A 23,623-nucleotide genomic window follows, 5' to 3' on the forward strand; every position below is an offset into this window, starting at 1 on the left:
TTGACAGGCTTTTTAGCATTGAGATGCCATAGCAGAGTCCCGCCCCGGAATCCAGCAGGGAAAAGCTGGTTTGGATTGACCTGGCCTCCGGATGGTGGAGATGGAGGCATGCCCCATGCGGGGCGGAAGGTGGACCACCCTTTATCCCGGGCCCCTTCGCGGGGAATTCTCGAATTTTTCAGGACTCTTCCGACCGAAGGCACATCGAGGTAAGCATGCCGCCTGGGATACAAGGGCTTTGGGGTGCCGAGGCCTTAAACCCGAACGGTTTGGAGAAGGTTCTGCACCTCGTCCTCCGAGTACCTGAAAAATAGGCTTTCCGACTGATCAATCCGCCAAAGACCGGCGGGCATGCCCCGCTGTTTTTTAAGAAATTGCTTGCGCGTGACATAGCATTCGCCCGCATGATCGTCGCGCATGCGGCTGAAATGAAGGGCAAGGATCGCGGCTTCGCGCAGGAGCTGGGTTGGCAAGGCCTGCCGGATATCGGCCGTGACCGGGACGATCACATGCGAGCCCGTGACACCCACGGCGTGAAACCAGAAATCATTCGATCGCGCAGACTTGGTTAACTCGTCATTATCCATCGCGGATTTTCCCACGAGGATCGTATGGCCTGTGCTGGCGGTATAGGTTTTATAGGGCTTTCCAAGCGACTCGCCCGCACCAGGAGCCGAGCTGACGTTTTGAAGTTCGGGGAGCTTATATTTGCGGACCAGCTGCTGAAGGAAGGCATCGCTTTTCTGTTCGTTCTGCAGATCGTGAAGATCCTTTTCCAGGCCTTCGACATACGCGCGGGCGATTTCATAATGCTTTTGACCCAGCTCGCGACCGCGCTTCGCTTTGTGCAAAGCCGCGAATTTTTTTTCCATGTTCTGACCCACTGAGGCTTCGGGATCAAGAGGGATCACAAAGTCCTCAGAAAGACCTGTCATCGCCGGTTCCAGGCGAAGTTCAAAGGCGTCCGGTTTCACCATCCAGGCGTAACTCTGCAAAAAGGTGGCCTCCTGCTCCTTTTGCAGAACATCGGCGGCCGTCGGTATATCGGCTTTGGCCTTTTCCAGGGTTTTTTTGCTGGTTTTCAGCTTCCGCTTGAGGCGGGACGCCAGATCCTTCTGCAGCTGCGATATCGCCGTGTCGGGCGCTCCTGCTTCAGCGGGGCCTTCATCATCGGCTTTATCCACGGCATCGCCGCGCAGATCGCGCATGAGCTTCGGCAAGGCATCCGACATTCCGGCGAAGGATGGGCGGGCTTCGCCTTCATGTTTTTTGGTGAAGGTTCCCTTCTGACCGAAGCTTACATATATCGTATCATCCGGAGCGACAAGCGAGGCCAGGGGAGGCTTGCTGCATGCGAGCCGCAGCAGCCAGGGCCGATCCGTTTCCGGGCCGCTGAGAAGGGGGAGCCAGTAATCGCCCGAGGGTGGATGATGGAAAATGGTGCGGATAGTGAAGGTCGGAATATGCTTGCGAAGGATCTGAATGAAAGCGTGATTGGCATCGGCATCCGCAGGTTTTTCCGCCTGCAAGCGCGGGCCGAAGGACTGCTGCCGGAGGTCGATGAAGAGATGGGTTTTCTTGGGAAAACCGCCTTCGCCGGGAGCGCCGAAAGGCTGGCACTGAAAGACGAGGCTTGGGTCTTTCGCGACCCAGGTTTTCAGAATTCGAAGCTTATAGGGATGCGATTCAGTCATGACGTTTTCCAATATTGTCCTGGCGAACCTGCGAGCGCTTCTTTTTGCGAGGGGGTTCTTTTTCCTTGTCCTTGCCAAAGGGCTGGGGCTCATCACCAGGAAGAGCGACATAAGGATCTATGAATTCCTCCTTCATGTCCTCGTTCGGGTTATAGCCTTCGATCGGTTTGCCAAAGTCGCCCGTGGCCAGCGCAGACTCGCGCAGGGCACTGGTGATGAAATTGAGTTTGTACATTTCCTCGATGATCTGCGCATAGCGCCGATGACCGAAAGTTGTGAGCTGCTTTTGTCGAAGTCCGCGTGAGAATCGATTGGGGCTCGGCAGGACGAGGGCAAGATGCGCTCCGTCCTGGATGGTTAAAAGTTCCGGCGTCGTTTCAAAGAAATGAGCGGCCGCGGACTTGATACCGAAGACCCCGTCGCCGAATTCCACAAGGTTGATATACCATTCCAGGATCTCATCCTTGCCGAGGATGGAATCAAGGACCAGGGCCCCCAGAGCCTCGCGCAGTTTTCGAACCATGGATTTTTCAGGACCGAGGAAGACCATCTTCACCACCTGCTGGGTGATGGTGGATGCGCCGCGGGCATAACGCTTTTTTTCCATATTGAACGCGATGCTGCTGCGGATTTCCTTGAAATCAAGGCCGGAGTGTTCGTAAAAGCGGGCGTCTTCCGCCACGACGATCGCATTGATCACATGGCGCGAGACGTAATTGATGGGAACCCAGGATTCCTGGCCCGGCCCCACCTTAAAAGTCTGGGGGCCGGATTTGGGCCAGCGGACGACGAAGACAGGGCCTTTTTTCAACTCCCACACCGGCGGCGTCAGGAGCGCGAGCGTCACGAGCCCAAGGACGAACAATACCCCGAGCGCAGCGAAGAGGTTTCGCGGAAATCGCTTGAAGGATTGTAAATCCATCCACCGGGCTCCTTGAGGGTAAGGCGCTGAAGTTCAGGCATACTGCAGACTCACACCCTCACGCTTCAGACTGAACAGCGATTGACAGACGCTGTCATTCAAATCAATGCCCAAACGTTCAGGCTTGATTCTAACCTGCGCCTTCTCAAAAGCCAATTCCAGAGCGAGCGGGGTGGTGCCAGGATTTTCCTGGATCATATCCTGCAGACGCTGCAAAAGGCGCTGCTGCCGCTTCAGAGCCCTGGGATCCATTTCCAACTGGCTCGACAGCTGAATGACCGCTTTTTTCACCGCGGTCCGGCGGGTCTGCTGCAGAGGCTCCAGGCCACTGACGCGGACATTTATACTTACGCCATCGAAACCCTGCTGAATGCTGAGTTTCACCAGGACCATCGAACCGGGCTCGGGCCTTGGCACATCGGCCGGCAGATCGTTTTCAAAGGACACGGCCTCCCAGCTGCCGGTTTCGTCCTCGATCTGGAAATAATGCATCTTCTTGCCGGTTTTGGTCAGGCGTTCTGATGTTCCATTGAGGAGCGCTACGACATGCACATCTTTTTTCCCGATGTTCTTCGGAATATCGCCGACGCGCAGCTGACCAAAACGTTTCGCGTCCATGGCAAAGCATTCCGCAGGGTGGCCACTCAGGAAGACGCCGAGGAGTTTTTTCTCCTTGTGCAGCCATTCGATCGGCGACAGCGACGTCTCCGCATCGGCCGCAGCCTCTTCCCAGTCGGCAAGCTGCGCCTGCTTCGGATCATCATCGAACTCATCAAAGAGCAGTCTTTGACCCTGATTCCTGGCGGAATGATGAGCCTCGGAGTAGCGGACCATTTCGGCCAGAAGACCCATGAGGGTGGCGCGCGATTTGCCGAAGCCATCCAGGGCACCGCCTTGAATCAAAAGTTCGAGGGTTTTCTTGCCGACCTGCCGTAGGTCCACGCGTTTCGCAAGGTCCGTCAACGAATGGAATTTGCCGCCGCGGTCCCGTTCCTTGATGATGGCTTCGATCGACGAGCCACCAATCCCTTTTATCGCAGCCAAACCAAAGCCGATGGCCTTGACTTTCGGCACATCGAATTCAAGATAGCTGCGGTTGATGTCGGGCGGGAAGATCTGGAATTTCAGACGCCGGCATTCCTCGATATAGCGGACGAGCTTATCGGTGTTGTCCAAATCGCAGGTCATGATCGCGGCCATGAACTGTTCGGGGAAGAAGGTTTTCAGATAAGCCGTCTGATAACTCACAAGGCCGTAAGCGGCGGAGTGAGACTTGTTAAAGCCGTAAGCGGCGAACTTCGCCATCAGCTCGAAGATTTCATCGGCGAGTTTTTCGTCGATGTTGTTTTCCTTGCTTCCTGACAGGAAGCGGGATTTCTGCTTGGCCATTTCCTCGGGCTTTTTCTTACCCATGGCGCGGCGCAAGAGATCCGCTTCACCGAGCGAGTAGTTCGCCATGGTCGCGGCGATTTTCTGCACCTGCTCCTGGTACAGAATGATCCCGTAAGTATCGGAGAGGATGCCTTCGAGCGACGCATGCGGATATTCGATTTCCTGACGTCCATGCTTACGTTCGATGAAGTCATCCACCATGCCCGATCCCAGAGGACCTGGACGGAAGAGCGCCACGACAGCGATCACGTCTTCGAAGCGGCTCGGTTTCAGCTTTCTGAGAAGGGCCTGCATGCCCGAACTTTCAAGCTGGAAGATACCGACCGAGTGAGCCGAGGAGATGACGTCGTACACCTCTTTGCGCTCAAGGTCGATGGTGTCGATATTGAATTTCGAATCCTTGCTCGCGCGGATCAGTTTCACCGCGCGCTGGATCACTGTCAGAGTCTTCAAACCGAGGAAGTCGAATTTCACAAGGCCGACTTTCTCGGCGTTTTTCATTTCATACTGCGTGATCAAGGATCCATCAGGAGCCTTGTACACGGGAACGAGGTTCGACATGCCGCCGTCGGCGATCACGACACCTGCAGCGTGAACCGAGGTGTGGCGGCTCAGGCCTTCGATCTTCAGGGCGAGGTCGAGCATCTTTTGAATGTTCTCGTCCTTCCTGCCTTCCTCCAGGATGCGCGGCTCGCGGGCCAGAGCGTCCTTGAGCTTAATATCCAATTCATTGGGAATGAGCTTGGCAATCCTGTCGACCTTGCCGTAACCGATTTCCAGGACGCGGCCGACGTCGCGCAGCGCGGCTTTCGCCTTCATTTTACCGAAGGTTGTAATCTGGGCCACGTTATCGGCGCCGTATTTTTTCGTAACGTATTTGATCACCTCGTCCCGGCGGTCCTGGCAGAAGTCGACGTCAAAGTCGGGCATCGACACACGCTCAGGGTTCAGGAAGCGTTCGAAGATGAGGTTGAAACGCAAAGGGTCAAGGTCGGTGATACGAAGGGCCCAGGCGGCCACCGAACCGGCACCCGAACCCCGGCCTGGTCCGACGGGAATATCATTGTCCTTGGCCCAGTTGATGAAGTCCTGGACTATGAGGAAGTAACCGGGAAAGCCCATCGAGATGATGACTTCGGTTTCATATTCAAGGCGTTTCCAGTATTCCTGCTCGCGTTCCGGTGTCAGGGACTTGCCATAAAGAACGCGGATGGTTTTGATCCGCTCTTCCAGGCCTTCCTTGGCCAGGCGCCGGAGAGCGTCGGCTTCGGATTCACCGCTGGGCAGTTCAAAGCGCGGCAGGAAATATTCGCCGAACTTGAGTTCGAGTTGGCAAAGATCCGCGATTTTTTTCTGATTGGCCAAAGCCTCCGGCCAGGCGCCGTAGCGGGCTTCCATCTCGTCATTATCGAAGACATGGAATTCCGCAGTCTGAATTCGATTGCGGAGGTGCCGCATGGTCAATTCATTTTTGATGCCTGTGAGCACGGCATGCGCTTCGGAATCCTCGGGATTCAGATAATGCGCATCCGAGGTCGCGACGATATCAAGCCCATAATGCTTCGCAGCCGCAACCAAAAGAGGCAGCATCCGCTTCTGCTGCGGGATATTGTTATCGATCAGTTCAATGAAATAACCGTCCTCACCGAAGATGGAACGCATGAGCGCCACATGATCGTTGAGCGCCGTCACGATCGGAGCCAGCTCGTCACTCGGTGCCTTCAGTTCCGCTATGGGATCACGACTGTGCTGTGTGAGCATTTCCATGAGGCAGCCGAACTCTCCGCGGAGACAGCTCGACATCGCGACAAGGTCCTGGCTCATGCTTTTCAGATGCTCTTCCTTGACAGTGGGAATCGCATCCGATTCCGAGGCATTCAGATAGGCGGAACTCACCACGCGGCAAAGGCTGTGATAGCCGACTTTGGAACGAGCCAGCACCACAAGGTGGAAGGCATCCATGTTCCGCACGCGGTTGAAACCGTTCTTGCTGAGTTCGCGGGTGGCGGCTACGCCTTCCCAATAAAGCTCGGTCCCCAGAATGGGTTTGATGCCGTTGTCCTTGCATTTGCCATAGAACTCAATGGCCCCGAACATATTGCCATGATCGGTGAGGGCAACGGCGGTGTGCCCAAGCTTTTTCGCTTTTTTCACAAGGTCGCCGATCCCGATGGCACCATCGAGCAGCGAGTATTCACTGTGGACATGGAGTTGTACGTAGTTATTCGTCGAGCTGGCGTCCAATGGGCTTTCCTCGGAATGGTGGGAACGACTCCCGATTATACCTGTATGGGTCCATACAGCAAGGCGCAGGAACGGCCAGACCAGGTCCTTGTGACCTCATCGCGGGGCTACTCTTTGGTCATATCCAGATTTGGAATAAGCTTCCAAGAATTACTTCGTTCAGTGCCCCGGGCCGGGTCGTTAGGATGCCCCCTGACACATCAGGGAGGTTTGTCATGCGCCTGCGAAAGTACCTTACAAGTTTTCTCTCCGGTACGCTGCTCATTTCCAGCCTGGCCCAGGGCAAAGCCTTGCTCAATGTGTCCTACGATCCCACGCGGGAGCTTTATAAAGATATCAACCACGAATTCACCGCAGCCTGGAAAAGCAAGACCGGCGAGGATCTGGATGTTCGCCAGTCCCATGGCGGATCCGGCAAGCAGGCCCGGGCCATCATGGATGGTTTGGATGCCGACGTGGCGACTCTGGCTCTGTCCTATGACATAGATGCCATGGTGGATCGCGGACTGGTGGCTCCTGACTGGCAAAAAAGACTTGGGGAACGATCCGCACCCTATACCTCGACCATCGTGTTCCTGGTTCGCAAGGGGAACCCGAAAGGGATCAAGGATTGGAATGATCTTGTGAAACCCGGCATTGCCGTCGTGACGCCGAACCCCAAGACAAGTGGCGGTGCCCGTTGGAATTACCTGGCGGCCTGGGGTTATGCCCTGAAACAACCCGGAGGGAATGACGCCAAGGCCCAGGAATTTGTGCGCGCGCTTTATCAGAATGTGAAGGTGCTGGATGCCGGGGCGCGTGGGGCAACGACCACTTTTGCGGAAAGGCGCATCGGGGATGTGCTGCTGACCTGGGAAAATGAAGCGTTTCTGGCGCTCAAGGAACTCGGGAAGGATAAGTTTGAACTGATCACGCCGAGTGTTTCAATCCTGGCCGAACCGTCCGTGGCTGTTGTGGATAAAGTTGTGGATAAAAAAGGAACGCGGAAACAGGCCGAGGCTTATCTTCAGTATCTTTACACAGATAAGGCCCAGGACATCGTCGCTCAGCATGGTTTCCGTCCGCGGTCCGCGGCGGCTCAGAAAAAATATGAGGCCACGTTCAGACCGATCAAGTTCTTTACCATAGATGAACTCTTTGGGGGTTGGCGTGCAGCCCAAAAGAAGCACTTTGATGATGGCGGGACTTTTGACCAGATTCATGGCGTGGGCTGAACGATGACCACTGCTGCCAAGACACGATCCATCGTCCCCGGGTTTCGCCTCACGTTAGGCGTGACCCTTTTTTATTTGGTCCTGATGGTGGTTATTCCGCTGGCTGGACTGGTGTTTAAAACGTCAACTTTGAGCTGGGATCAGCTGTGGCGAACAGTCAGTTCGCCAAGGGTTTTGGCGGCTGTGCGTTTGAGCGTGGGGGCAGCCTTGGCCGCGGCGCTTGTCAATGCCGTGTTTGGAACGCTTTTGGCCTGGGTCCTGACCCGCTATAAATTTCCAGGCCGATCGCTGGTGGATGCCCTGGTGGATTTGCCGGTCGCGTTGCCGACGGCGGTTGCGGGGCTGGCCTTGACCGCCATTTATAGTGATAACGGTATGATTGGACGCTTCACGCAGGATGTCTTTGGCTGGTCAGTGGCTTTTACGCCGACCGGGGTTTTTATTGCTTTGGTCTTTGTCGGGATTCCTTTTCTGGTGCGTACGGTTCAGCCTGTTTTGCAGGATTTGGAGAAAGCGCATGAAGAGGCGGGCGCCACCCTGGGGGCTTCGTCCTGGCAGAATTTTCGCTATGTGCTTCTTCCCCAGCTTATGCCCGCGATTGTAACCGGAGGCGCGCTCGCCTTTGGGCGTGCGGTGGGGGAATATGGGTCCGTTATCTTTATCGCAGGCAATGTGCCAATGGTTTCGGAAATCGCTCCACTGCTGATCGTCAGCAAGCTGGAGCAGTATGATTATGCGGGTGCGACGGCGATTGCCCTCGTGCTTTTGGGTATTTCGATCATCATGCTGACGGCGATCAATCATCTGCAGACCCGACTTCAACGCTATCGACAACCTTTGGTGTAATCATGAGTGAATCCGCCTCGACGCTTGTTTTACAAGGTGCTGTTCTCCCCGCACGCAAAACGCTGGCTCTTTCGGTGCGTAAGCTGGTGCCGGCAGCTTTGATATTCATCGCGCTCGCTTATTTTACCCTGATACTTTTTCTGCCTTTGGTCACGGTGCTGGTCGAGGCTTTGGACAAAGGCTTTGCGTTCTATGCGGAATCGCTTTTGGAAGCGGAAGCTTTGGATGCCATGAAGCTGACTCTTCTGATGGCTGTTTTGGTCGTACCTTTGAATGCGGCCTTTGGCATTGCGGCCGCGTGGCTTTTGGGAAAGTTTCGCTTTCCGGGTCGATCCATACTTTTGACTTTGATTGATCTGCCGCTTTCTGTTTCGCCGGTCGTGGCGGGTTTGGTGTTCGTACTGATGTTCGGCGCGCAGAGTGCTTTGGGGCCCTGGCTTTTGGAGCATGATATCAAGATTATCTTTGCGCTTCCCGGTATTTGGCTCAGCAGTCTTTTTGTGACTCTTCCTTATGTTGCGCGTGAGGTCCTGCCGCTTTTGGAGGCCCAGGGCAATGAGCAGGAGGAATCGGCCGTGATGCTCGGGGCCAACGGCTGGCAGACCTTTCGTTATATCAGTTTGCCCCAGATGAAGTGGGCCTTGATCCATGGCGTGATTCTTTGCAATGCGCGCGTGATGGGGGAATTCGGGGCTGTATCTGTGGTGTCGGGGCATATCCGTGGCGAGACCAATACGCTGCCTTTGCTCGTGGAAATTCTTTACAACGAATATCAGTTCACGGCAGCCTTTGCCGCCGCTTCAGTGCTGGCTGTCCTGGCTCTTATAACTCTTGTGATCAAACGTGTAGCCGTGAAGAATAACGCGATCGTTTCGGAGCATTGAATGAGAATCTCCCTTCGTCAAATCGAAAAGGCTTTTGGTGGCACTCCAGTCCTGAAGGGTGTCAGCTGTGAAATCGAGCAGGGTGAATTCGTCACGCTTCTGGGACCTTCGGGCTGTGGCAAGACCACGCTGCTGCGCATTATCGCGGGGCTTGAAAGTGCGGATCGCGGTTCGGTCCTTTTTGATGGCTTCGATGCCGCGCAGTGGACCATTCAGGAACGCCGCGTGGGTTTTGTGTTTCAGCATTACGCGCTGTTTCCCCATCTTTCGGTGTTTGATAACGTGGCCTTTGGTCTGCGCATGCGCTCGCGTCGCACGCGTTTGCCCGAGGGCGCCATCACGAAAAAGGTGCGCGAGCTTTTGGAGCTTGTGCAGCTGGGGCATCTGGCCGAACGTTACCCGCAGCAGCTGTCCGGCGGGCAAAAGCAGAGGGTGGCGGTGGCCCGTGCCCTGGCGATTGAACCCAGAGTTCTGCTGCTGGATGAACCCTTCGGGGCATTGGATGTTCATGTTCGTCAGGATCTGCGCGAGCAGCTCCGCAAACTGCAGCAGGAGCTTGGGATCACCTGTCTTCTGGTGACCCATGACCAGGACGAGGCCCTGGCGCTTTCCGATCGTATTATGCTTTTAAATCAGGGTGTTATCGAGCAGATGGGCCAGCCTGATCAGATCTATCGGGATCCTGAAAGTATTTTTGCCATGAATTATCTTGGGTCGGTGAATGAGGTTCCGGCGCATCTGGTGCAGACCGGCCGCACGGGGAACGTTTTTGTGAGGGCGCATGACCTGGAATTATTTCCGGCCGTTAGCGGTTCGCCTCAGGCGGAAATTCGTGCGGTCGTGCCGCGCGGGGCTGTCATTCAAGTGGATTTGGATGCCTTTGATCAGGATTTTTCCGGATCTTTGCGGGTGGAAATCCCTCGGGATCGTTGGGACGGGCTCGGTTGGGATCGCGGCCAGCTTGTGTCTTGGAAAATCAAGGCGTATAAAGACTTTCAGCGCCTTGTGAGCCAGGAACAATAGGACCCCAAGCCATGAACTTTCAGCAGCTTCGTATCGTTCGCGAGACCATTCGCCGGGATTTTAACCTGACTGATGTGGCGGCTGCTCTTTATACCTCGCAGCCTGGGGTCAGCAAGCACATCAAGGATCTTGAGGATGAGCTTGGTATCGAGATCTTCGTGCGGCGGGGGAAGCGTCTTCTAGGTTTAACGCCTGCCGGTCGCGAGCTGGCCGAAGTCGTGGAACGCATTCTGGTGGATTCCCAGAACCTGAAACGCATTGCTGATCAGTTCGCAAGTCGCGATCAGGGGCATATGCTGATTGCCACGACGCATACCCAGGCGCGTTATGCTCTTCCTGATGTCATCAAAAGTTTCAAACGCAGTTTTCCGCGGGTGCATCTCGCTTTGCATCAGGGCAGTCCGCGTGAGATCGCGACTATGGTTGTGAGCGGTGAGGCGGATTTTGCGATTGCCACCGAGGGACTGGATAATATTCCTGAGATCGTGAGTTTTCCCTGCTACAGCTGGCATCATGCGGTGATTGTTCCTGTGGGGCATCCTTTGGCTCAGCTGGAAAAACTAACAGTCGAGGCGCTGGCGGAATACCCTATCATCACCTATCAGGAGGGGTTTACGGGGCGCTATCAGATCGATGCTGCATTTTCTGCGGCGGGGCTTACGCCGGATATCGTTCTCTCTGCGATTGATGCGGATGTGATCAAGACCTATGTCGAGGTTGGACTTGGCATCGGCATCATCGCTTCGATGGCCTTTAACCCAGGTCGTGATCACGGCCTGCGGCTTTTGGATACGAGCCATATCTTTGAACGCAGCGTGACCAAGGTCGGCGTGCGTCGCGGGCATTACCTGCGGGATTATTCTTACCGTTTCCTCGAAACCCTGACGCCGGAATTGAAAGAAGCCACGGTTCGCGCGGCTTTGAGTCGGGAATAACAGCCTTCCGATACATTCATTCTGTTGCTACTTTTTAAGGGCCTTATCCAAGTATCCAATTCTTTTTTCGCTTTCGTTGGCAATCTTTCGGAACGTTTTGGCAAGTGTGGCTGGCCAAGGGTCCAGCCAACTGTTTTCGCTCAAGCCATCTCTAACGTGTTCCATGATCTTGCGCCAGCGGTTGCTGACGAAGTCTCCGCGCAGACCTAATTTTTTTGAAAAAGCAGCGACTCTATCCGGAGTGATCTTGTCCCAATTGGATACTTCTGCAATCCGGAAAGCAAACTGGGAATTGTACTGAGGATAGATACTCGTGCAGATCAAGTCGTAAAAGGGAGCAAGTATGGGGCCCTGAGCCGTGTGAAGGAAAGAAAGATTCTTTGCATGACTATCATTATTGCCGATGGCAAGATTGAACCCGACCCAGTCGAGCAGGGCAAGAAGGTCTCGAGCAGCGCTGGACGAATGATCACGGATCAGATTGTAGCAGTCTGAGAAAGACGGGCCGCCGTGCTTTTCATACTTCTCTTTGCTCGGTCGACCGAGAGCCTGACAAAAGTCCTGGGTATGAATCCGTTTTATGGAATTTTCTGCGAGGCTGCGATCGAATCTCTCTATTACAAATAAAGGTATTTTTTTACCCAATATGGAAACGCGAGGTACAGGAAGTCCGCATTTTTCAGCAAGCCGCATGCACAAATATTCGTTTTCCACCGAATCCAGAAGCTTATTTCCCGAGCGAATGGGCATTTTAATGATATGAGTGGTAGGCTTGCCAAAAGGAATCGTCACTGCGCCCCTGCTTAGGCAGCATGGAATCTTTGCCTGAGCCCCAGCAAGTGAGAAAGGTGGTGGCTCTCCTTCAGGGTCAAGCGTTGCTTGAAATGGCAGGCCGTCTTCTATAGCTTTCTCAATGATCTCAAATGGAATGGGAAGGTCCTCTCTGTGACCCTTCACCTTTGCACTATTGGCCTGGGCATGGATCGACAAAGCACCTGCGCAGTCTTCACCGAAGCGTTCAAGGAAAGTAAAGTCATCAGATTCAGGTAAGCCTGCTATTCTTTCCAATTGTCGACGCTGCTCGCCCTCAGGAATTAGATTTTCAAAGAATGATGTGACGATTTTGCCTTGATACGGAGCTTCTTGAAGTGACATTGCTAAACTGAGGGCAAAAGAATCTTTTTTCTTGAGCCACTCCTGAGCGTAGGAGAATTGAAGCAGTCCATTGGATTCCTCTTCCAAACTCCCAACAAGACACTCTCCGTAGTGGATATAAAGGGTGTTCTTGCTCATTTCCATCTCACTTCGATTTGACCATTTAATATTTTGACGAGTTTAAGCACTGTTCCCAATTTGGGTTCGACCTCTCCCCTTTCAATCCGGCTTAAGCCTTCTTTGGTAAGACCGCAAAGTCCTGCTAAATCAGATTGGCTTAATTTAAGAGATTTCCGACGTCGTCTGATGAAAATGACAAATTCTTCAATAGTGTTGGGTTGTTCAGTGCCTGGTATGGTGGCCATAATCGTACTCCCTGGCGGGTACAAAAATCCAACTCCAGTATGATTTTCTCCTTGGACCTGTAGTTATGCAAGTAAAATCCAACTCCAGTTGGATTTTTTATGCTCGCCTAGTGAAAATCACTAGAAATCCAACTGAAGTTGGATTTTCACTCCAAACTGAAAATCAAGGCTGCTTTAGAAACTGGACAAGGATGGAGCGCTCCGAATCAGGAAGAGTTTTATTGGAAGATGCTGGGGGCATCGAACCGTCTTGAACGCGTAGGATGGGAACTTTTCTGAAAGCGGTTTCGTCACCTATGAATCGGTATTGAGCGGAGAGCGTGCTGTTGGTGTCGTGACAGGATGAACCTGAGCAGCTGCGTTCCAGAATGGGATTGATGTCGCTTGAGAAACTATAGGTGCTGCTACTTTCGATTGTGGAATCGGATGAGCCGCGGGCGCTGATGAGGGCCTGGGATTGAAAGATGCCGCGGAGCAGGGCATAGGGTGATTGGTCGGCCGCGGTGAGGAATGCGCTTTGTTCCTCGGTGGAAAGTGCGGACCATGGACGGCCGGAGAAGTCTTCCCATGCGCGTTTGCTCATGCATTCGGCAAAGCCGGGGCCGCGTTCGATGTAACTTTCCATAAGAGCCGTGGGGCCGGTGATGTCCTGGCCGAAGGCGTGGCCGGCCTGGGAATAGTGTTTGGGCCAGCGTTCATAGGTGCCTTGATCGTTCCAGCCGAAGAGGGTGGACGCGAGGTTGTCCATTCCGTAATGGCAAGTGGCGCATTGGGGACGGGTGACTATGGATTGACCGAGGGCGTTGGTGTCTGGGTTTACGAGCGTGCTGATGCCGCTGGTGTTGAGGGTGCTGTCGACGTCGTGGCAAAGAAGGGCATCGGTGAGGGCGCGTATGCGGGAGCGTGGGTTATTGAAGCGCCGCATGAAGGCCGGAGTTGTGGCAATGCCGGAACGCTCTGCGCCGAGAGTCGGAGCTTCGAACCAAGTTTTTTCGTTCATTGGGATCTGGCGAAGACGGGCGATCTCGGAGGCTGTCGGGGCCACCTGCCAGGGGAATACGTATTGGTTCAGAAGATAGAATTGAGCAAGAGGACGAGTGCCGTAAACGGAAGAGCTGGAGAGAAGATCTTTCCAGCTGAGCTGCTGGCTGTAAACATATGCCGCACGATGTTTGAATTCCTGGGCGAGGTCGTCCATCAGATCACGCTTCAAGGATTTGGGATAGCATAGGATTTGTTCCGGACCGCAGCCGCAGCCAGGGCGCAGAAATCCATCCGTCCAGGTGCAGCCGTAATAGGTGCTATTGATGGTGACCGACATCTGTGTGCTGACTATGTTTGAACACATGGAAATGGTTTCGTCCGCATTCAACCACCAGGCCGTGCTCGAAACGGCCGCATTCGCCGTGCAGTTGCCTTTGCTCGGGCTGTACCAGATGCCTTCGCTATTCTGCTCCAGGAAATAAGCATCATCATTCACATGGAAGTAACTGGGCGCACCCAGAAGATCGAAGAAGTACCGCGCGACACGATCCTGATGCGCGGGACTTGCGAACCATTCGTCGCGGAGCTGATCCACGGTTTTTTCCCCGTTATAAACAGCCTCGGCCTCTTCCCGCGTGGGCGGCTTGTCGCGCAGGACCTGGGACAGGTAACGGAGCGTGCGCAGGTCTTCGCGTGGGCCTGCAAAAGCCACAGTGCTCAAAAGGATCAGGACGCAACTAAGTAAGTAGACCAAGGATGCGTCCTCCGCTGATAGGGTTGGCGACTGCGGTGAATCCCATATGATCAAGCAAGGTGGCCACCAACTGCTCAGGTGTGATTTGGGTTTCCGCGGTGCGGGGAACAGGAGCACCGTTGAGCCAGCCGAGGGCCTGGGCGCTATCATCGGTGCGGCCGATCACCGTGTTGTCCTGCACGCCTTTGCCGAGCAGGATCGCAGAGGCAGAGGGCCAGTGATCCGTTCCTGATCCGGCGTTCAATTGAGGCGTCCGCACGAATTCTGAGCTGATGAGGATCGTTGTATTATCCATGAGAGACGAGCCGGGCTGCTGACTGTCTTCGGTGCTGCGGAGGTCGCTGATAAGAAGCGCGATCTGCGCCGCCACCTGACGCATCAGGCTTACGTGCTGAGTGAAATGATTGGAATGCGTATCAAAGCCATCAATGCTCAAGGTTACATAAGGGGAAAGGCCGGAAGACAAAGTGAGAAACGCGCTAGGTATCAGAGTCTGCGCACTCCAATCGTCGGTCACTCCATAACGTGATTTGATCTCGGTCGTCAGAGCCAGTTTCTGCCCCACGCCGGTCGCATAGAGCTGATCGAGTTGCGTGGCTGCTGCTTCCCATCCCGCCATGGACGCCTGGGCGGCCGCATTTTGCTGATTCTTTTGCAGGGCATCGAGCTGTTTGATCAGCTGATGCGCAGGATCAAACGATGTGGCCTTGGTCCACTGATTATAGGGACCGCGCAGCATATCAGCCAGTCCACCTCCACTTTGCGACTGGAGCGGGGGATGGCTGTACTTGCTGTCACCGAGGGGAATCGGCCCACCGAGGACAACATGCGCAGGGAATGTGCCTGCGGCCCCACCCATCAGGGCTGTCAGGGACGGATACTCGCGGGTTCGGGAAAGGCTCAAAACGCCCGAATACATATAGTTTTGTGCCAACTCGTGCGCCGTGACTTCCGTGAAAAGACCATTGATGAAAGCCGTGGGAACCAAAGCCATGACCTGCTTCAAAGGCTCGATACCCCAACCGCCGATCAGATTGCTTTTGCCGGAAACAGTGAAGGTGCTGAGGCCCTGATAGGTGCTTGTGTAGGTGGAACTGCTCGCTTTGCTCCCGACAGCGGGATCTGTGCTCAGCGCGGAATCCCAACCGCCGCGCAGAAAGATATGAAGAAAGCGCCGCCTGGGATCGGCAGCAAGGGCTCGTTCCGAAAGCATAAGAGTTGATAACGGCAGCTGGCTCCAGGCCACGGCCCCGAGGCATTTGTGCAGAAGTTCACGTCGTGTGAGAGTCATATCGTCCAAAACTCCTGGCTTGAAAGCAGGGCGTAAAGAGTCAAGGTCCACACTGTCGGTGGCCATTTTTCGCGCTGCATGATTTCAATGGCCGTGGATCGCACCAGGGATTTTTCCTCCTCTGTGGGAGGACGCCCATAGAGTCTCCAGTAGAAATCTTCAAGCTGCGCCATCCATCGGGCATCCTTGTCTTCATCGTCGCCGGGATAATCTTCCGTCACAAGGCAGTGCTGGAAAAGAATGGTGCCGGTCGCATCCGGCCTGGCTTCACGCCAGACCACAGCCGCGGCCACATCATACGCGATGCGGCGAACCAGAAGCAGTGTTTGGACTTTGGGAATGGGATCTCTTTTATGAGCACTCACAAAGTCGATGCCGCCCAGAGGAACGCCATAGGCTTCGACGAGAAGATCGTGAAAACGTCCGTCCTGATCGGTCCAGCCGATATCAAGATCGAGGGCGTCTTTGATTTGTTTGGAAATTTGCTCGGGTGTGAGACGCATGACAGCAGGCGTCAGAGACGAAACGTCGGAAGTGGACGCGGCGTCCGATTCGTTTTCCTTCTGACATTTGCAGCCCGTGAATGAACTTAAAAAACATAGCGCGAGTAAGAATTGCTTCATACCATCAACTCCATACTCCGCCTTCGGCATTTTCAGCCGGGACCTAACATTTCCCAAAAATACGAATTTTATCTCCAGTATATACGGCCGGTTAGGTCGCGACCGGAAAAATTTGCGGCGGCCTATTCGTAACCACGGAGTTCCGGCCGATAGGAAAGACTGGAGGCTTTGATGTTGAAAGCAGTCCTTATCATCCTGGCTCTGCTTCCTAGCGCTTGCGAGCAGTTCAAGCAGATGGAAGCCAAAGGTCCGCCGCCGATGAAAATCGAGCGCGTGCTGAAGTGCAACAAGTATAAAACCTGTGTTGTGGTTTTCAGCAATGGATCGCAGGGTCTGATGACGAGTCCGAAGGAAGGCGAGTACGGATGCAAGAGTATCAGTGCCTACTCTTACATCCGCTGTGATGGGCCTTAAATCTTATTCCCACTCAATCGTGGCAGGCGGCTTGGTCGTGACATCGTAAACCACACGGTTGATCCCGTTGACCTTCCGCACAATTTCATCCGACACACGAACGAGGAAACTGATCGGCAGATCACCGACGCCGGCAGTCATGCCGTCCGAGGCCGTCACGGCGCGCAGGGCGCAGGTCTTTTGATAGGTGCGATTGTCACCCATCACGCCGACGGATTTCACCGGCAGAAGCACAGCAAAGGCCTGCCATACAGCATGATAAAGATTCTCTTCACGCAGCTTTTGGATGAAGATGGCATCCGCTTCCTGAAGAATGCGCACGCTTTCCGGCTCGATTTCACCCAGGATACGAACAGCAAGACCCGGACCTGGGAACGGATGGCGATCGACCAGCTGCTCGGGAATGCCGAGCTGACGACCGATGGCCCGAACCTCATCCTTGAAGAGGTAACGGAAGGGCTCGCAGAGTTCGAGGTGCAGTTTTTCAGGCAGACCACCGACGTTGTGATGGCTCTTGATCACTTTCGCACCGGCGCCATGACCCGCGGATTCGATCACGTCCGGGTAAAGCGTTCCCTGGCCGAGATGCGTAAAGCCGCTCTGCGATTTGGCGAAGGTTTCGAAGACCTCGATGAATTTACGGCCGATGATTTTCCGCTTCTGCTCGGGATCACTGACCCCTTTCAAAGCCGCGTAAAATTCCTGGCTGCGATCCAGAGCTGTCAGGTGAACGCCCAATTTGGCAAATTCATTGACGACCCACTTGGCTTCATCCTTGCGCAGAAGACCATGATCCACAAAGATCGCATGGACCTGCTCATAACCGAGAGCGCGGGTCAGAAGCACAGCCGCGACTGTGGAATCAACGCCACCGGACACGGCCATCAGAACCTTGCCTTTGCCGACGTTTTCGCGGATTTTGGCGAGCGAGGATTCCATCATGCAGCCAGCATCCCAATTCAGGGGTGCCTTGCAGATATCACTGATGAACGCTTTCAGAAGGTCGGCGCCGTGTTCGGAATGCTGCACTTCCGGGTGGAATTGAAGACCGATCCACGGACGCTCCTTATGGGCCATCACAGCCACCACACCATCATCGGTGCGGCCGAGGACTTCAAAGACACCGCTGCTGTCTTCCACGTCATCGCCGTGGCTCATCCAGACGGTTTGCACCTGGGGGAGTTTTTTCAAGGACGCGGCATAAGCAGGAGCGCGATTCAATTCGAGTTTGAGCTGCGCCCGACCATATTCCCGCTGGGTCCCGCTGCGGAGTTTGCCGCCCGAAACGCCGGCCATCAGCTGCATGCCGTAGCAGATGCCGAGGACGGGTTTGGAACTGTTTTTCACCCAGTCCGGCATCGTACGTGCGCCTTCATCCGTCACCGTATCGGGACCGCCGGACAGGATGATGCCGTGGTAGTTGAAATCTTCAAGAGGCGTGGAGCGGGTGCCGTCGATGACTTCAGCATAAACGCCCAGTTCCCGCAGACGGCGGGTGATCAGGAGCGTGTACTGCGAACCGTAATCGAGAATCAGAATACCTTCATTGACAGGTCTTTGCATGCTGTGTTGCATCGGTGGCCTTCTTTCAATCAAGTTTATAGTTGGGCGCTTCACGCGTGATGTAAACGTCATGAACGTGACTTTCGCGCAGACCGGCTGAGGTGATCTGAACGAAATCGGCGCGCTGATGCAGATCTTCAATCGTCTTGGCGCCGCAGTAGCCCATGGCCGAACGGATGCCGCCGAGGAGCTGATAGATCGTATCCGAAAGTGTTCCACGGTAAGGAATACGGCCTTCGATACCTTCCGGCACCAGCTTGCCTTCCTCGACATCACCCTGGAAGTAACGGTCACGGCTGCCCTTGCGCATCGCGCCCAGGCTGCCCATGCCGCGATACTGCTTATAGCTCTTGCCTTGATAGATGATCAGCTCACCCGGTGCTTCATCGGTCCCTGCAAAGAGCGAACCGATCATCACAGTCTGCGCACCTCCTGCGAGGGCTTTCACGATGTCGCCGCTGAATTTGATGCCGCCATCGGCGATCACGGGAACTCCGAGACGCCGGCCTTCGGCAGCGCAATCCATAACGGCCGTGAATTGAGGAACACCGATCCCGGCCACGATACGGGTGGTACAGATACTGCCGGGGCCGATGCCCACTTTCACAGCGTCCGCACCCGCTTCCACGAGAGCGCGAACAGCAGCAGGAGTGGCGACGTTTCCGGCGATCAGATCGAAGCTATGGCCAGCGAATTTTTCACGCAGAGTCCGCACGGCGTTGATCACGCCCTGGGAATGACCATGCGCGGTATCCACGATGATGACATCGACACCCGCTTTGATCAAAGCCTCGGCGCGTTCCAGGTAGTCTCCACCGGCACCCACGGCGGCACCGACCAGAAGGCGACCCGAACTATCCTTGGACGCATTGGGGAAGGTCTTCGATTTAACGATATCCTTGACTGTGTACATGCCGATCAGAGTCTTATCGGCGTCCAGCACGGGCAATTTTTCAATGCGGTGCTTGTGCAGAATCTCGACCGCTTCATCGGGGGTCGTATTCTTGGTGCAGGTGATCACGTCCTGGGTCATCACCTCGCGCACGAGACGCTTGGGATTTCTTTCAAAACGCAGATCGCGGCCTGTGATGATACCCACGAGGCGACCGTTTTCGACTACCGGGAAACCCGAGAACTTCTCGCGCTTCATGATCAGGGTCACATCGCCGATCGTGGCATCCGGCGACACCGTCACAGGATCTTTGACGATGCCCGATTCACTTTTCTTGACGAGCCGCACTTCCTCGGCCTGGTCCACAGCGCTCAGGTTTTTATGGATAATCCCGATTCCACCGGCTTGCGCCATGATGATGGCAGCTTTGGCTTCGGTTACGGTATCCATGGCGGCGGAGACGAGGGGGATTTTGAGCTTAAGATGGCGCGTGAATTGTGTTTCGAGCTTGGCTTCGTGAGGGAGGATCTCGGAATGTTGCGGCACGAGCAGGACATCGTCGTAGGCTAAACCGATTTTGAAGGGTCGGCTTATATCAGTCATAGTGACCTTCCTTATGCTAGAGGGGTCCTTTATAGAGCTGTTCATATCTTCATATAGTTATCTTTGCCGTAGGCGGGTTTTCGATTTAAGGGCGGATACTAGCACCATCCAATTCGCAAGGGAAGAGCTGTTCCGAGGAAAAATTCGCTGAAAACGTCCGCGGGGTCGGGCCCCTCTGCTTGCTTTGCACGCCAGTTTGCGCTAAAAACTCCTGTTTCGCACCGTGAGGTGAATCACCCGCTTGCCGAGGTTTTTGTGAATCAGAAACAGCTGGAACAGGAAATCGCCCGCCGGCGAACCTTTGCTATCATATCCCACCCTGACGCCGGTAAAACGACGATGACAGAGAAACTCCTCCTTTACGGTGGAGCTATCAATATGGCTGGATCCGTCAAAGCCAAGCGTTCCAAGAAGTTCGCAACATCGGACTGGATGGAATTGGAAAAGCAGCGCGGAATCTCGGTCACGAGTTCGGTGATGAAGTTCCCCTACATGGACTGCGAGATGAACCTGATCGATACACCAGGTCACCAGGACTTCTCGGAAGATACCTACCGGACCCTGACCGCGGTCGACAGTGCGCTGATGCTGATGGATGCGGCGAATGGCGTGGAAGAGCAGACCAAAAAACTTTTCGAAGTCTGTGCGGCGCGAAATACGCCGATCATGGCGTTTATCAACAAGATGGACCGGGAAGGCCGCGAGCCCTTCGCTCTGCTCGAGGAAATTGAAACGACGCTGGGCATTGCTGTCACCCCAGTGACATGGCCAATCGGCATGGGCCCCACCTTCCGCGGCGTTTATCATCGGATTCACAATCAGCTTTTGATCTATGAAAAGGATGCCGAGCGTTCCCGCCCTGTTCCCCTGAAAGGTTTGACGCTGGATGCGCCGGAAGTGGTGCAGGAACTCGGCGCGGAACTCGCGGAACAGCTGCGTACGGAAATTGAATTGCTCGACGGTGCCGGCGAGATTTTTGATCTCGATCGTTATCGCTCAGGTAAATTGGCTCCGGTGTTCTTTGGTTCGGCTTTGAATAACTTTGGTCTGGAGCCGCTTCTGGAGGCTCTGATCAACACCGCTCCGGCTCCTTTGCCGCGGGAGGCCCAGGAACGCGTGGTGCTGCCGAACGAAGAGAAATTTTCCGGCTTTATTTTTAAAATTCAGGCCAACATGGATCCGAACCACAGGGATCGCGTGGCGTTTATTCGCATTTGCTCGGGTTATTTCCAGCGCGGGATGAAGGCGCATATCGTGCGTCTGGGCAAGGAACACCGGCTGGGCCGTCCGACCCAGTTTATGGCGCAGGATAGAAGTTTGGTGGATGAGGCCTTTGCCGGGGACATCGTCGGTATTCACGATCCGGGCGTCTTTAAAATCGGAGATACGTTGACGGAAGGCGAGAGTCTTCATTACACGGGTGTTCCTGTGTTTGCCCCCGAACATTTTTGCCGCGTGACGCTGGCCGATCCGATGAAGTCGAAGCAGCTTTACAAGGCGCTCGATCAGCTGTCGGAAGAGGGTGCCGTGCAGGTGTTCCGTCCGATCTACGGAACCGAGCAGATCCTGGGCGTCGTCGGTATTCTGCAGTTTGATGTGGTGCAGTATCGCATTCAGCATGAATACGGCGTGCGGGTGAATTTCACGCGCTTGCCTTACGGCGCGGCGCGCTGGGTTTTCTGCGACGATGAGAAAGCGATGGAGGAATTCACGCGAGCCCAGGCGCATGTGATGTGTTTGGATCAGCATGAACAGAAGGCGATTTTGCTGGAGGATCTTTGGAGGCTGAAGTTCCTTAAGGAACGATTCCCGAAGATTACGTATTCAGCGACTTCGGACAGCGTGAAGGCTGAGAGTTGAGACCTCTTCGCAGTTAAAACGAACAAAGGCTGAGATCAGAATCTCAGCCTTTTTTAACGATGGGGCAAATATCACTTACTCGGTCGGCAGAGCCTGAACCGAGAATGCCGCGCGGGCCCGAGTGACCCAAATACGATAGCGGCCTGTGCCGGGATATTTCACTTGAATGGCATCATGGCCGAAGAAGCGGGCCACAGCCGGAACCTGCATGAAGTTGATTTTTGCAGGTTCGTCCGGTCTTTCCACATAAGCGCCGAGGACTTCGCTGGAACCATTCCACTGGTCAAGTTCGGTGGTCCTGAGCAGCATGCAGCGGTCGTGCTCGGAAACCATCCAATTCTCTTTCACATCATAGTCGAGGAAGTAGGAGATGCATTGGGCGTCATCACAGGAGAGCCGCGACTCTTCATTCAAACTCCAGCTGGTGGCATTGCAAAGGAAGTAAAAATAGGGCGCTCCCTCTACGTGAGGAAAAGTCTGCAGAGACTGGGATTGCGCTCCCGAGGCGAAAAACAAAGCAAGAGCGGTGAAAAAACGTTTCATAGTTTGACCCTCGAATAGGAAAAATCGATCATGCAGGCTATGACAAGCAGAAGGGCAGAAAATGAACAAGCATTTTCTGCCCTTTGACGTTTGAGGATGACCCAGCGGTCTGGGTATTTTACGGAATGGTCGTTAAAGATCGAGCAGGAAGGTCTCCAAATCCTGTCGCTCGCTGGCGTTGAGAGCTTTATAGGCATTCACCGAAGACTCCGCTTCACCCCCATGCCAGAGGATGGCTTCGATCAGGCTTGCGGCGCGACCATCGTGCAGCCATTGCACCCGGTTGCGATCCGCCGTGCGGTGCGCATCCTGCCACAGAAGGGCGATGTTTCCGGGTGGGAATTCCCTTTGATGGGAATCGGTCGCATGACGTACGTTTTTTAAGCCCCAGAGGGGAGCCGTTCGCCACAGGCGTCCCAGGTTGCCAGGAGTGTCATCGGCAAGGTCCGGGCCCATATCATGCAGCAAAAGATCGGTGAAAGGCTGAATGTCCTGATAGGCGAGTTCAGGGAAGCGGCTGGGGCCTGTTTTCAAGGCTTTTACGTGGCAGCTTGCGCAGTTCAAACGATCAAAGATTTTTTCTCCACGTTGGACTGCGGGATCTGCAGGCCGCATGCGCGGCGGCATACCGAGCAAGGCCACATAGCTTTCCATATCGCTGAGGGCCTGATCAGGAAGAGGGGCCTTTCCACTTTGGCAAGGACTCATGCAATCAAGTTCATTTCGTTCCCTGCTCAGCACTCCCATATCACTGCGCAGGGCTTCGGCAATCTGATCGACAAGGCTGACTTTATCAGCTTTCCAACCAAAGCGTCCGGGTTTGCCGTTAAAGGTGCGAAGCGTTCCATTGTTTTGCGTGGCAAGGTTTTGCAGCGTGGAATCCGGAACCGCTTCCAAAAGACCAAGACCGATCATGGCCAAGGGTCGGCGGGGAGAAAGACCTGTGGCTCCATCGGCCATTGAGCTTTCGACTTTAAAAATAGGCTTTCTGAGAACGACTTCCGTGCCATCGTTCAGGCGCATGGTTCGCGTTTCCCAGCGATCCATAAGCAGGCTCCCTTCACGGTCGGGGCCCGCGGTCTGGAGCTGCTGACCGATACGGTCATGCGCGGCTCCCGTTTTGATGTCAAAGGTCTTGACGACGGTCGTATGAATGGCATCACCAGGCGCGGGCAGGAGAGCGCTTCCATTGTTCAGGTGACAGCTGCTGCAGCTCCTGACATTGTATGCGCTGGAGGCAAGTCCGCTCCTTTTCTGCCTGTCCTCTTCAAAAAAAGGCGAGGGTTTATCATCGGAATCATCGAGCAGGTGCTGGCCGCTGACCATATCGGTATGAAACCAGGTGCGGCCGTTCATGAAGTTTTGAGAGTTGGCTGGAGTCACATTCCAGGCCTGCTGCTGCAGGGCTTTCCACGGTTCCAC

The 23,623-nt window shown here is 54.7% G+C and carries 19 protein-coding genes; 7 read left to right on the forward strand and 12 right to left on the reverse strand.

Annotation, left to right across the window (positions count from 1 at the left end; genetic code table 11):
• Positions 1 to 254: 254 nt before the first annotated feature.
• The 3 genes from VFO10_RS17425 to dnaE are packed head-to-tail and all read right to left on the reverse strand — an operon-like array spanning position 255 to position 6,252.
• Complete coding sequence (locus tag VFO10_RS17425) at positions 255 to 1,694, reverse strand: NFACT RNA binding domain-containing protein (protein ID WP_325142471.1); 1,440 nt, start codon at positions 1,692 to 1,694, stop codon at positions 255 to 257.
• Complete coding sequence (locus VFO10_RS17430; protein WP_325142473.1) at positions 1,687 to 2,616, reverse strand: biosynthetic peptidoglycan transglycosylase; 930 nt, start codon at positions 2,614 to 2,616, stop codon at positions 1,687 to 1,689. Before VFO10_RS17430 ends, VFO10_RS17425 begins: the two co-directional genes overlap by 8 nt.
• 33 nt (positions 2,617 to 2,649) lie before the next feature.
• Entirely contained in the window at positions 2,650 to 6,252 is a 3,603-nt protein-coding gene (gene dnaE / locus VFO10_RS17435) for a DNA polymerase III subunit alpha (protein ID WP_325142475.1), read from the reverse strand.
• Between the two features lie 215 nt (positions 6,253 to 6,467).
• Here dnaE and VFO10_RS17440 point away from each other — a divergent pair, with 215 nt between their 5' ends.
• From VFO10_RS17440 to VFO10_RS17460, 5 genes are read left to right on the forward strand one after another with little or no spacing between them, the layout of a single operon-like run.
• Complete coding sequence (locus tag VFO10_RS17440) at positions 6,468 to 7,466, forward strand: sulfate ABC transporter substrate-binding protein (RefSeq protein WP_325142477.1); 999 nt, start codon at positions 6,468 to 6,470, stop codon at positions 7,464 to 7,466.
• 3 nt (positions 7,467 to 7,469) lie between these two features.
• On the forward strand, positions 7,470 to 8,312 hold the full coding sequence (gene cysT / locus VFO10_RS17445) for a sulfate ABC transporter permease subunit CysT (RefSeq protein WP_325142479.1): 843 nt from the start codon (positions 7,470 to 7,472) through the stop codon (positions 8,310 to 8,312).
• Positions 8,313 to 8,314: 2 nt separating this feature from the next.
• Positions 8,315 to 9,196, forward strand: a complete 882-nt coding sequence (gene cysW, locus VFO10_RS17450; RefSeq protein WP_325142480.1) for a sulfate ABC transporter permease subunit CysW — start codon at positions 8,315 to 8,317, stop codon at positions 9,194 to 9,196.
• Entirely contained in the window at positions 9,197 to 10,219 is a 1,023-nt protein-coding gene (locus VFO10_RS17455) for a sulfate/molybdate ABC transporter ATP-binding protein (protein ID WP_325142481.1), read from the forward strand. It begins immediately after the preceding gene.
• A gap of 11 nt (positions 10,220 to 10,230) precedes the next feature.
• Positions 10,231 to 11,154, forward strand: coding sequence for a CysB family HTH-type transcriptional regulator (locus VFO10_RS17460; RefSeq protein ID WP_325142483.1), 924 nt, complete (start codon positions 10,231 to 10,233; stop codon positions 11,152 to 11,154).
• 27 nt (positions 11,155 to 11,181) lie between these two features.
• Here VFO10_RS17460 and VFO10_RS17465 read toward each other — a convergent pair whose 3' ends face one another.
• The 5 genes from VFO10_RS17465 to VFO10_RS17485 form a co-directional block, all read right to left on the reverse strand.
• Entirely contained in the window at positions 11,182 to 12,447 is a 1,266-nt protein-coding gene (locus VFO10_RS17465; RefSeq protein WP_325142484.1) for a type II toxin-antitoxin system HipA family toxin, read from the reverse strand.
• Positions 12,444 to 12,674: a helix-turn-helix transcriptional regulator gene (locus VFO10_RS17470; protein WP_325142486.1), complete on the reverse strand. Its 231-nt coding sequence runs from the start codon at positions 12,672 to 12,674 to the stop codon at positions 12,444 to 12,446. The genes VFO10_RS17465 and VFO10_RS17470 overlap by 4 nt, the downstream gene beginning before the upstream one ends.
• Before the next feature lie 163 nt (positions 12,675 to 12,837).
• The gene (locus VFO10_RS17475; RefSeq protein WP_325142488.1) at positions 12,838 to 14,412 is read right to left on the reverse strand and encodes a hypothetical protein; all 1,575 of its coding nucleotides are present in this window, start codon (positions 14,410 to 14,412) and stop codon (positions 12,838 to 12,840) included.
• Positions 14,396 to 15,703 carry a DUF1501 domain-containing protein gene (locus VFO10_RS17480; RefSeq protein WP_325142490.1) on the reverse strand — a complete coding sequence of 436 codons (1,308 nt, stop codon included), beginning with the start codon at positions 15,701 to 15,703 and terminating at the stop codon, positions 14,396 to 14,398. The genes VFO10_RS17475 and VFO10_RS17480 overlap by 17 nt, the downstream gene beginning before the upstream one ends.
• The gene (locus VFO10_RS17485) at positions 15,700 to 16,326 is read right to left on the reverse strand and encodes a hypothetical protein (protein WP_325142492.1); all 627 of its coding nucleotides are present in this window, start codon (positions 16,324 to 16,326) and stop codon (positions 15,700 to 15,702) included. The genes VFO10_RS17480 and VFO10_RS17485 overlap by 4 nt, the downstream gene beginning before the upstream one ends.
• Before the next feature lie 171 nt (positions 16,327 to 16,497).
• Here VFO10_RS17485 and VFO10_RS17490 point away from each other — a divergent pair, with 171 nt between their 5' ends.
• Complete coding sequence (locus VFO10_RS17490) at positions 16,498 to 16,740, forward strand: hypothetical protein (protein WP_325142494.1); 243 nt, start codon at positions 16,498 to 16,500, stop codon at positions 16,738 to 16,740.
• A 3-nt stretch (positions 16,741 to 16,743) separates the two neighbouring features.
• Here the strand turns inward: VFO10_RS17490 and guaA are convergent, their stop codons facing one another.
• Together guaA and guaB are read right to left on the reverse strand one after the other, a co-directional pair.
• Positions 16,744 to 18,315, reverse strand: coding sequence for a glutamine-hydrolyzing GMP synthase (guaA, locus tag VFO10_RS17495; RefSeq protein ID WP_325142496.1), 1,572 nt, complete (start codon positions 18,313 to 18,315; stop codon positions 16,744 to 16,746).
• Positions 18,316 to 18,328: 13 nt separating this feature from the next.
• Positions 18,329 to 19,798, reverse strand: coding sequence for an IMP dehydrogenase (guaB, locus tag VFO10_RS17500; RefSeq protein WP_325142498.1), 1,470 nt, complete (start codon positions 19,796 to 19,798; stop codon positions 18,329 to 18,331).
• Positions 19,799 to 20,053: 255 nt separating this feature from the next.
• Between guaB and VFO10_RS17505 the strand changes: the two genes are divergently transcribed.
• Positions 20,054 to 21,658, forward strand: a complete 1,605-nt coding sequence (locus VFO10_RS17505; protein ID WP_325142500.1) for a peptide chain release factor 3 — start codon at positions 20,054 to 20,056, stop codon at positions 21,656 to 21,658.
• Between the two features lie 75 nt (positions 21,659 to 21,733).
• On the opposite strand, the gene VFO10_RS17510 is transcribed toward VFO10_RS17505, so the two are convergent.
• Both VFO10_RS17510 and VFO10_RS17515 read right to left on the reverse strand, forming a co-directional pair.
• Positions 21,734 to 22,201 (reverse strand): hypothetical protein, encoded by a 468-nt coding sequence (locus tag VFO10_RS17510; RefSeq protein ID WP_325142502.1) that lies wholly within the window; start codon positions 22,199 to 22,201, stop codon positions 21,734 to 21,736.
• A gap of 132 nt (positions 22,202 to 22,333) precedes the next feature.
• Positions 22,334 to 23,623, reverse strand: a 1,290-nt coding sequence (locus VFO10_RS17515) for a di-heme oxidoredictase family protein (protein WP_325142503.1), incomplete at its 5' end; no start/stop codon positions are given.

The sequence above is a fragment of the Oligoflexus sp. genome (genome assembly GCF_035712445.1).
Classification (GTDB): Bacteria; Bdellovibrionota_B; Oligoflexia; order Oligoflexales; family Oligoflexaceae; genus Oligoflexus.

What these genes read in the sequence shown, in the direction of transcription:
- VFO10_RS17480 (WP_325142490.1), bottom strand. Translation starts at nt 15,703, where the DNA reads ATGACTCTCACACGACGTGAACTTCTGCACAAATGCCTCGGGGCCGTG.
- VFO10_RS17470 (WP_325142486.1), bottom strand. Translation starts at nt 12,674, where the DNA reads ATGGCCACCATACCAGGCACTGAACAACCCAACACTATTGAAGAATTT.
- guaA (WP_325142496.1), bottom strand. Translation starts at nt 18,315, where the DNA reads ATGCAACACAGCATGCAAAGACCTGTCAATGAAGGTATTCTGATTCTC.
- cysW (WP_325142480.1), top strand. Translation starts at nt 8,315, where the DNA reads ATGAGTGAATCCGCCTCGACGCTTGTTTTACAAGGTGCTGTTCTCCCC.
- guaB (WP_325142498.1), bottom strand. Translation starts at nt 19,798, where the DNA reads ATGACTGATATAAGCCGACCCTTCAAAATCGGTTTAGCCTACGACGAT.
- VFO10_RS17425 (WP_325142471.1), bottom strand. Translation starts at nt 1,694, where the DNA reads ATGACTGAATCGCATCCCTATAAGCTTCGAATTCTGAAAACCTGGGTC.
- VFO10_RS17440 (WP_325142477.1), top strand. Translation starts at nt 6,468, where the DNA reads ATGCGCCTGCGAAAGTACCTTACAAGTTTTCTCTCCGGTACGCTGCTC.
- VFO10_RS17465 (WP_325142484.1), bottom strand. Translation starts at nt 12,447, where the DNA reads ATGAGCAAGAACACCCTTTATATCCACTACGGAGAGTGTCTTGTTGGG.
- VFO10_RS17430 (WP_325142473.1), bottom strand. Translation starts at nt 2,616, where the DNA reads ATGGATTTACAATCCTTCAAGCGATTTCCGCGAAACCTCTTCGCTGCG.
- VFO10_RS17460 (WP_325142483.1), top strand. Translation starts at nt 10,231, where the DNA reads ATGAACTTTCAGCAGCTTCGTATCGTTCGCGAGACCATTCGCCGGGAT.
- cysT (WP_325142479.1), top strand. Translation starts at nt 7,470, where the DNA reads ATGACCACTGCTGCCAAGACACGATCCATCGTCCCCGGGTTTCGCCTC.
- VFO10_RS17455 (WP_325142481.1), top strand. Translation starts at nt 9,197, where the DNA reads ATGAGAATCTCCCTTCGTCAAATCGAAAAGGCTTTTGGTGGCACTCCA.
- VFO10_RS17490 (WP_325142494.1), top strand. Translation starts at nt 16,498, where the DNA reads ATGTTGAAAGCAGTCCTTATCATCCTGGCTCTGCTTCCTAGCGCTTGC.
- VFO10_RS17510 (WP_325142502.1), bottom strand. Translation starts at nt 22,201, where the DNA reads ATGAAACGTTTTTTCACCGCTCTTGCTTTGTTTTTCGCCTCGGGAGCG.
- VFO10_RS17485 (WP_325142492.1), bottom strand. Translation starts at nt 16,326, where the DNA reads ATGAAGCAATTCTTACTCGCGCTATGTTTTTTAAGTTCATTCACGGGC.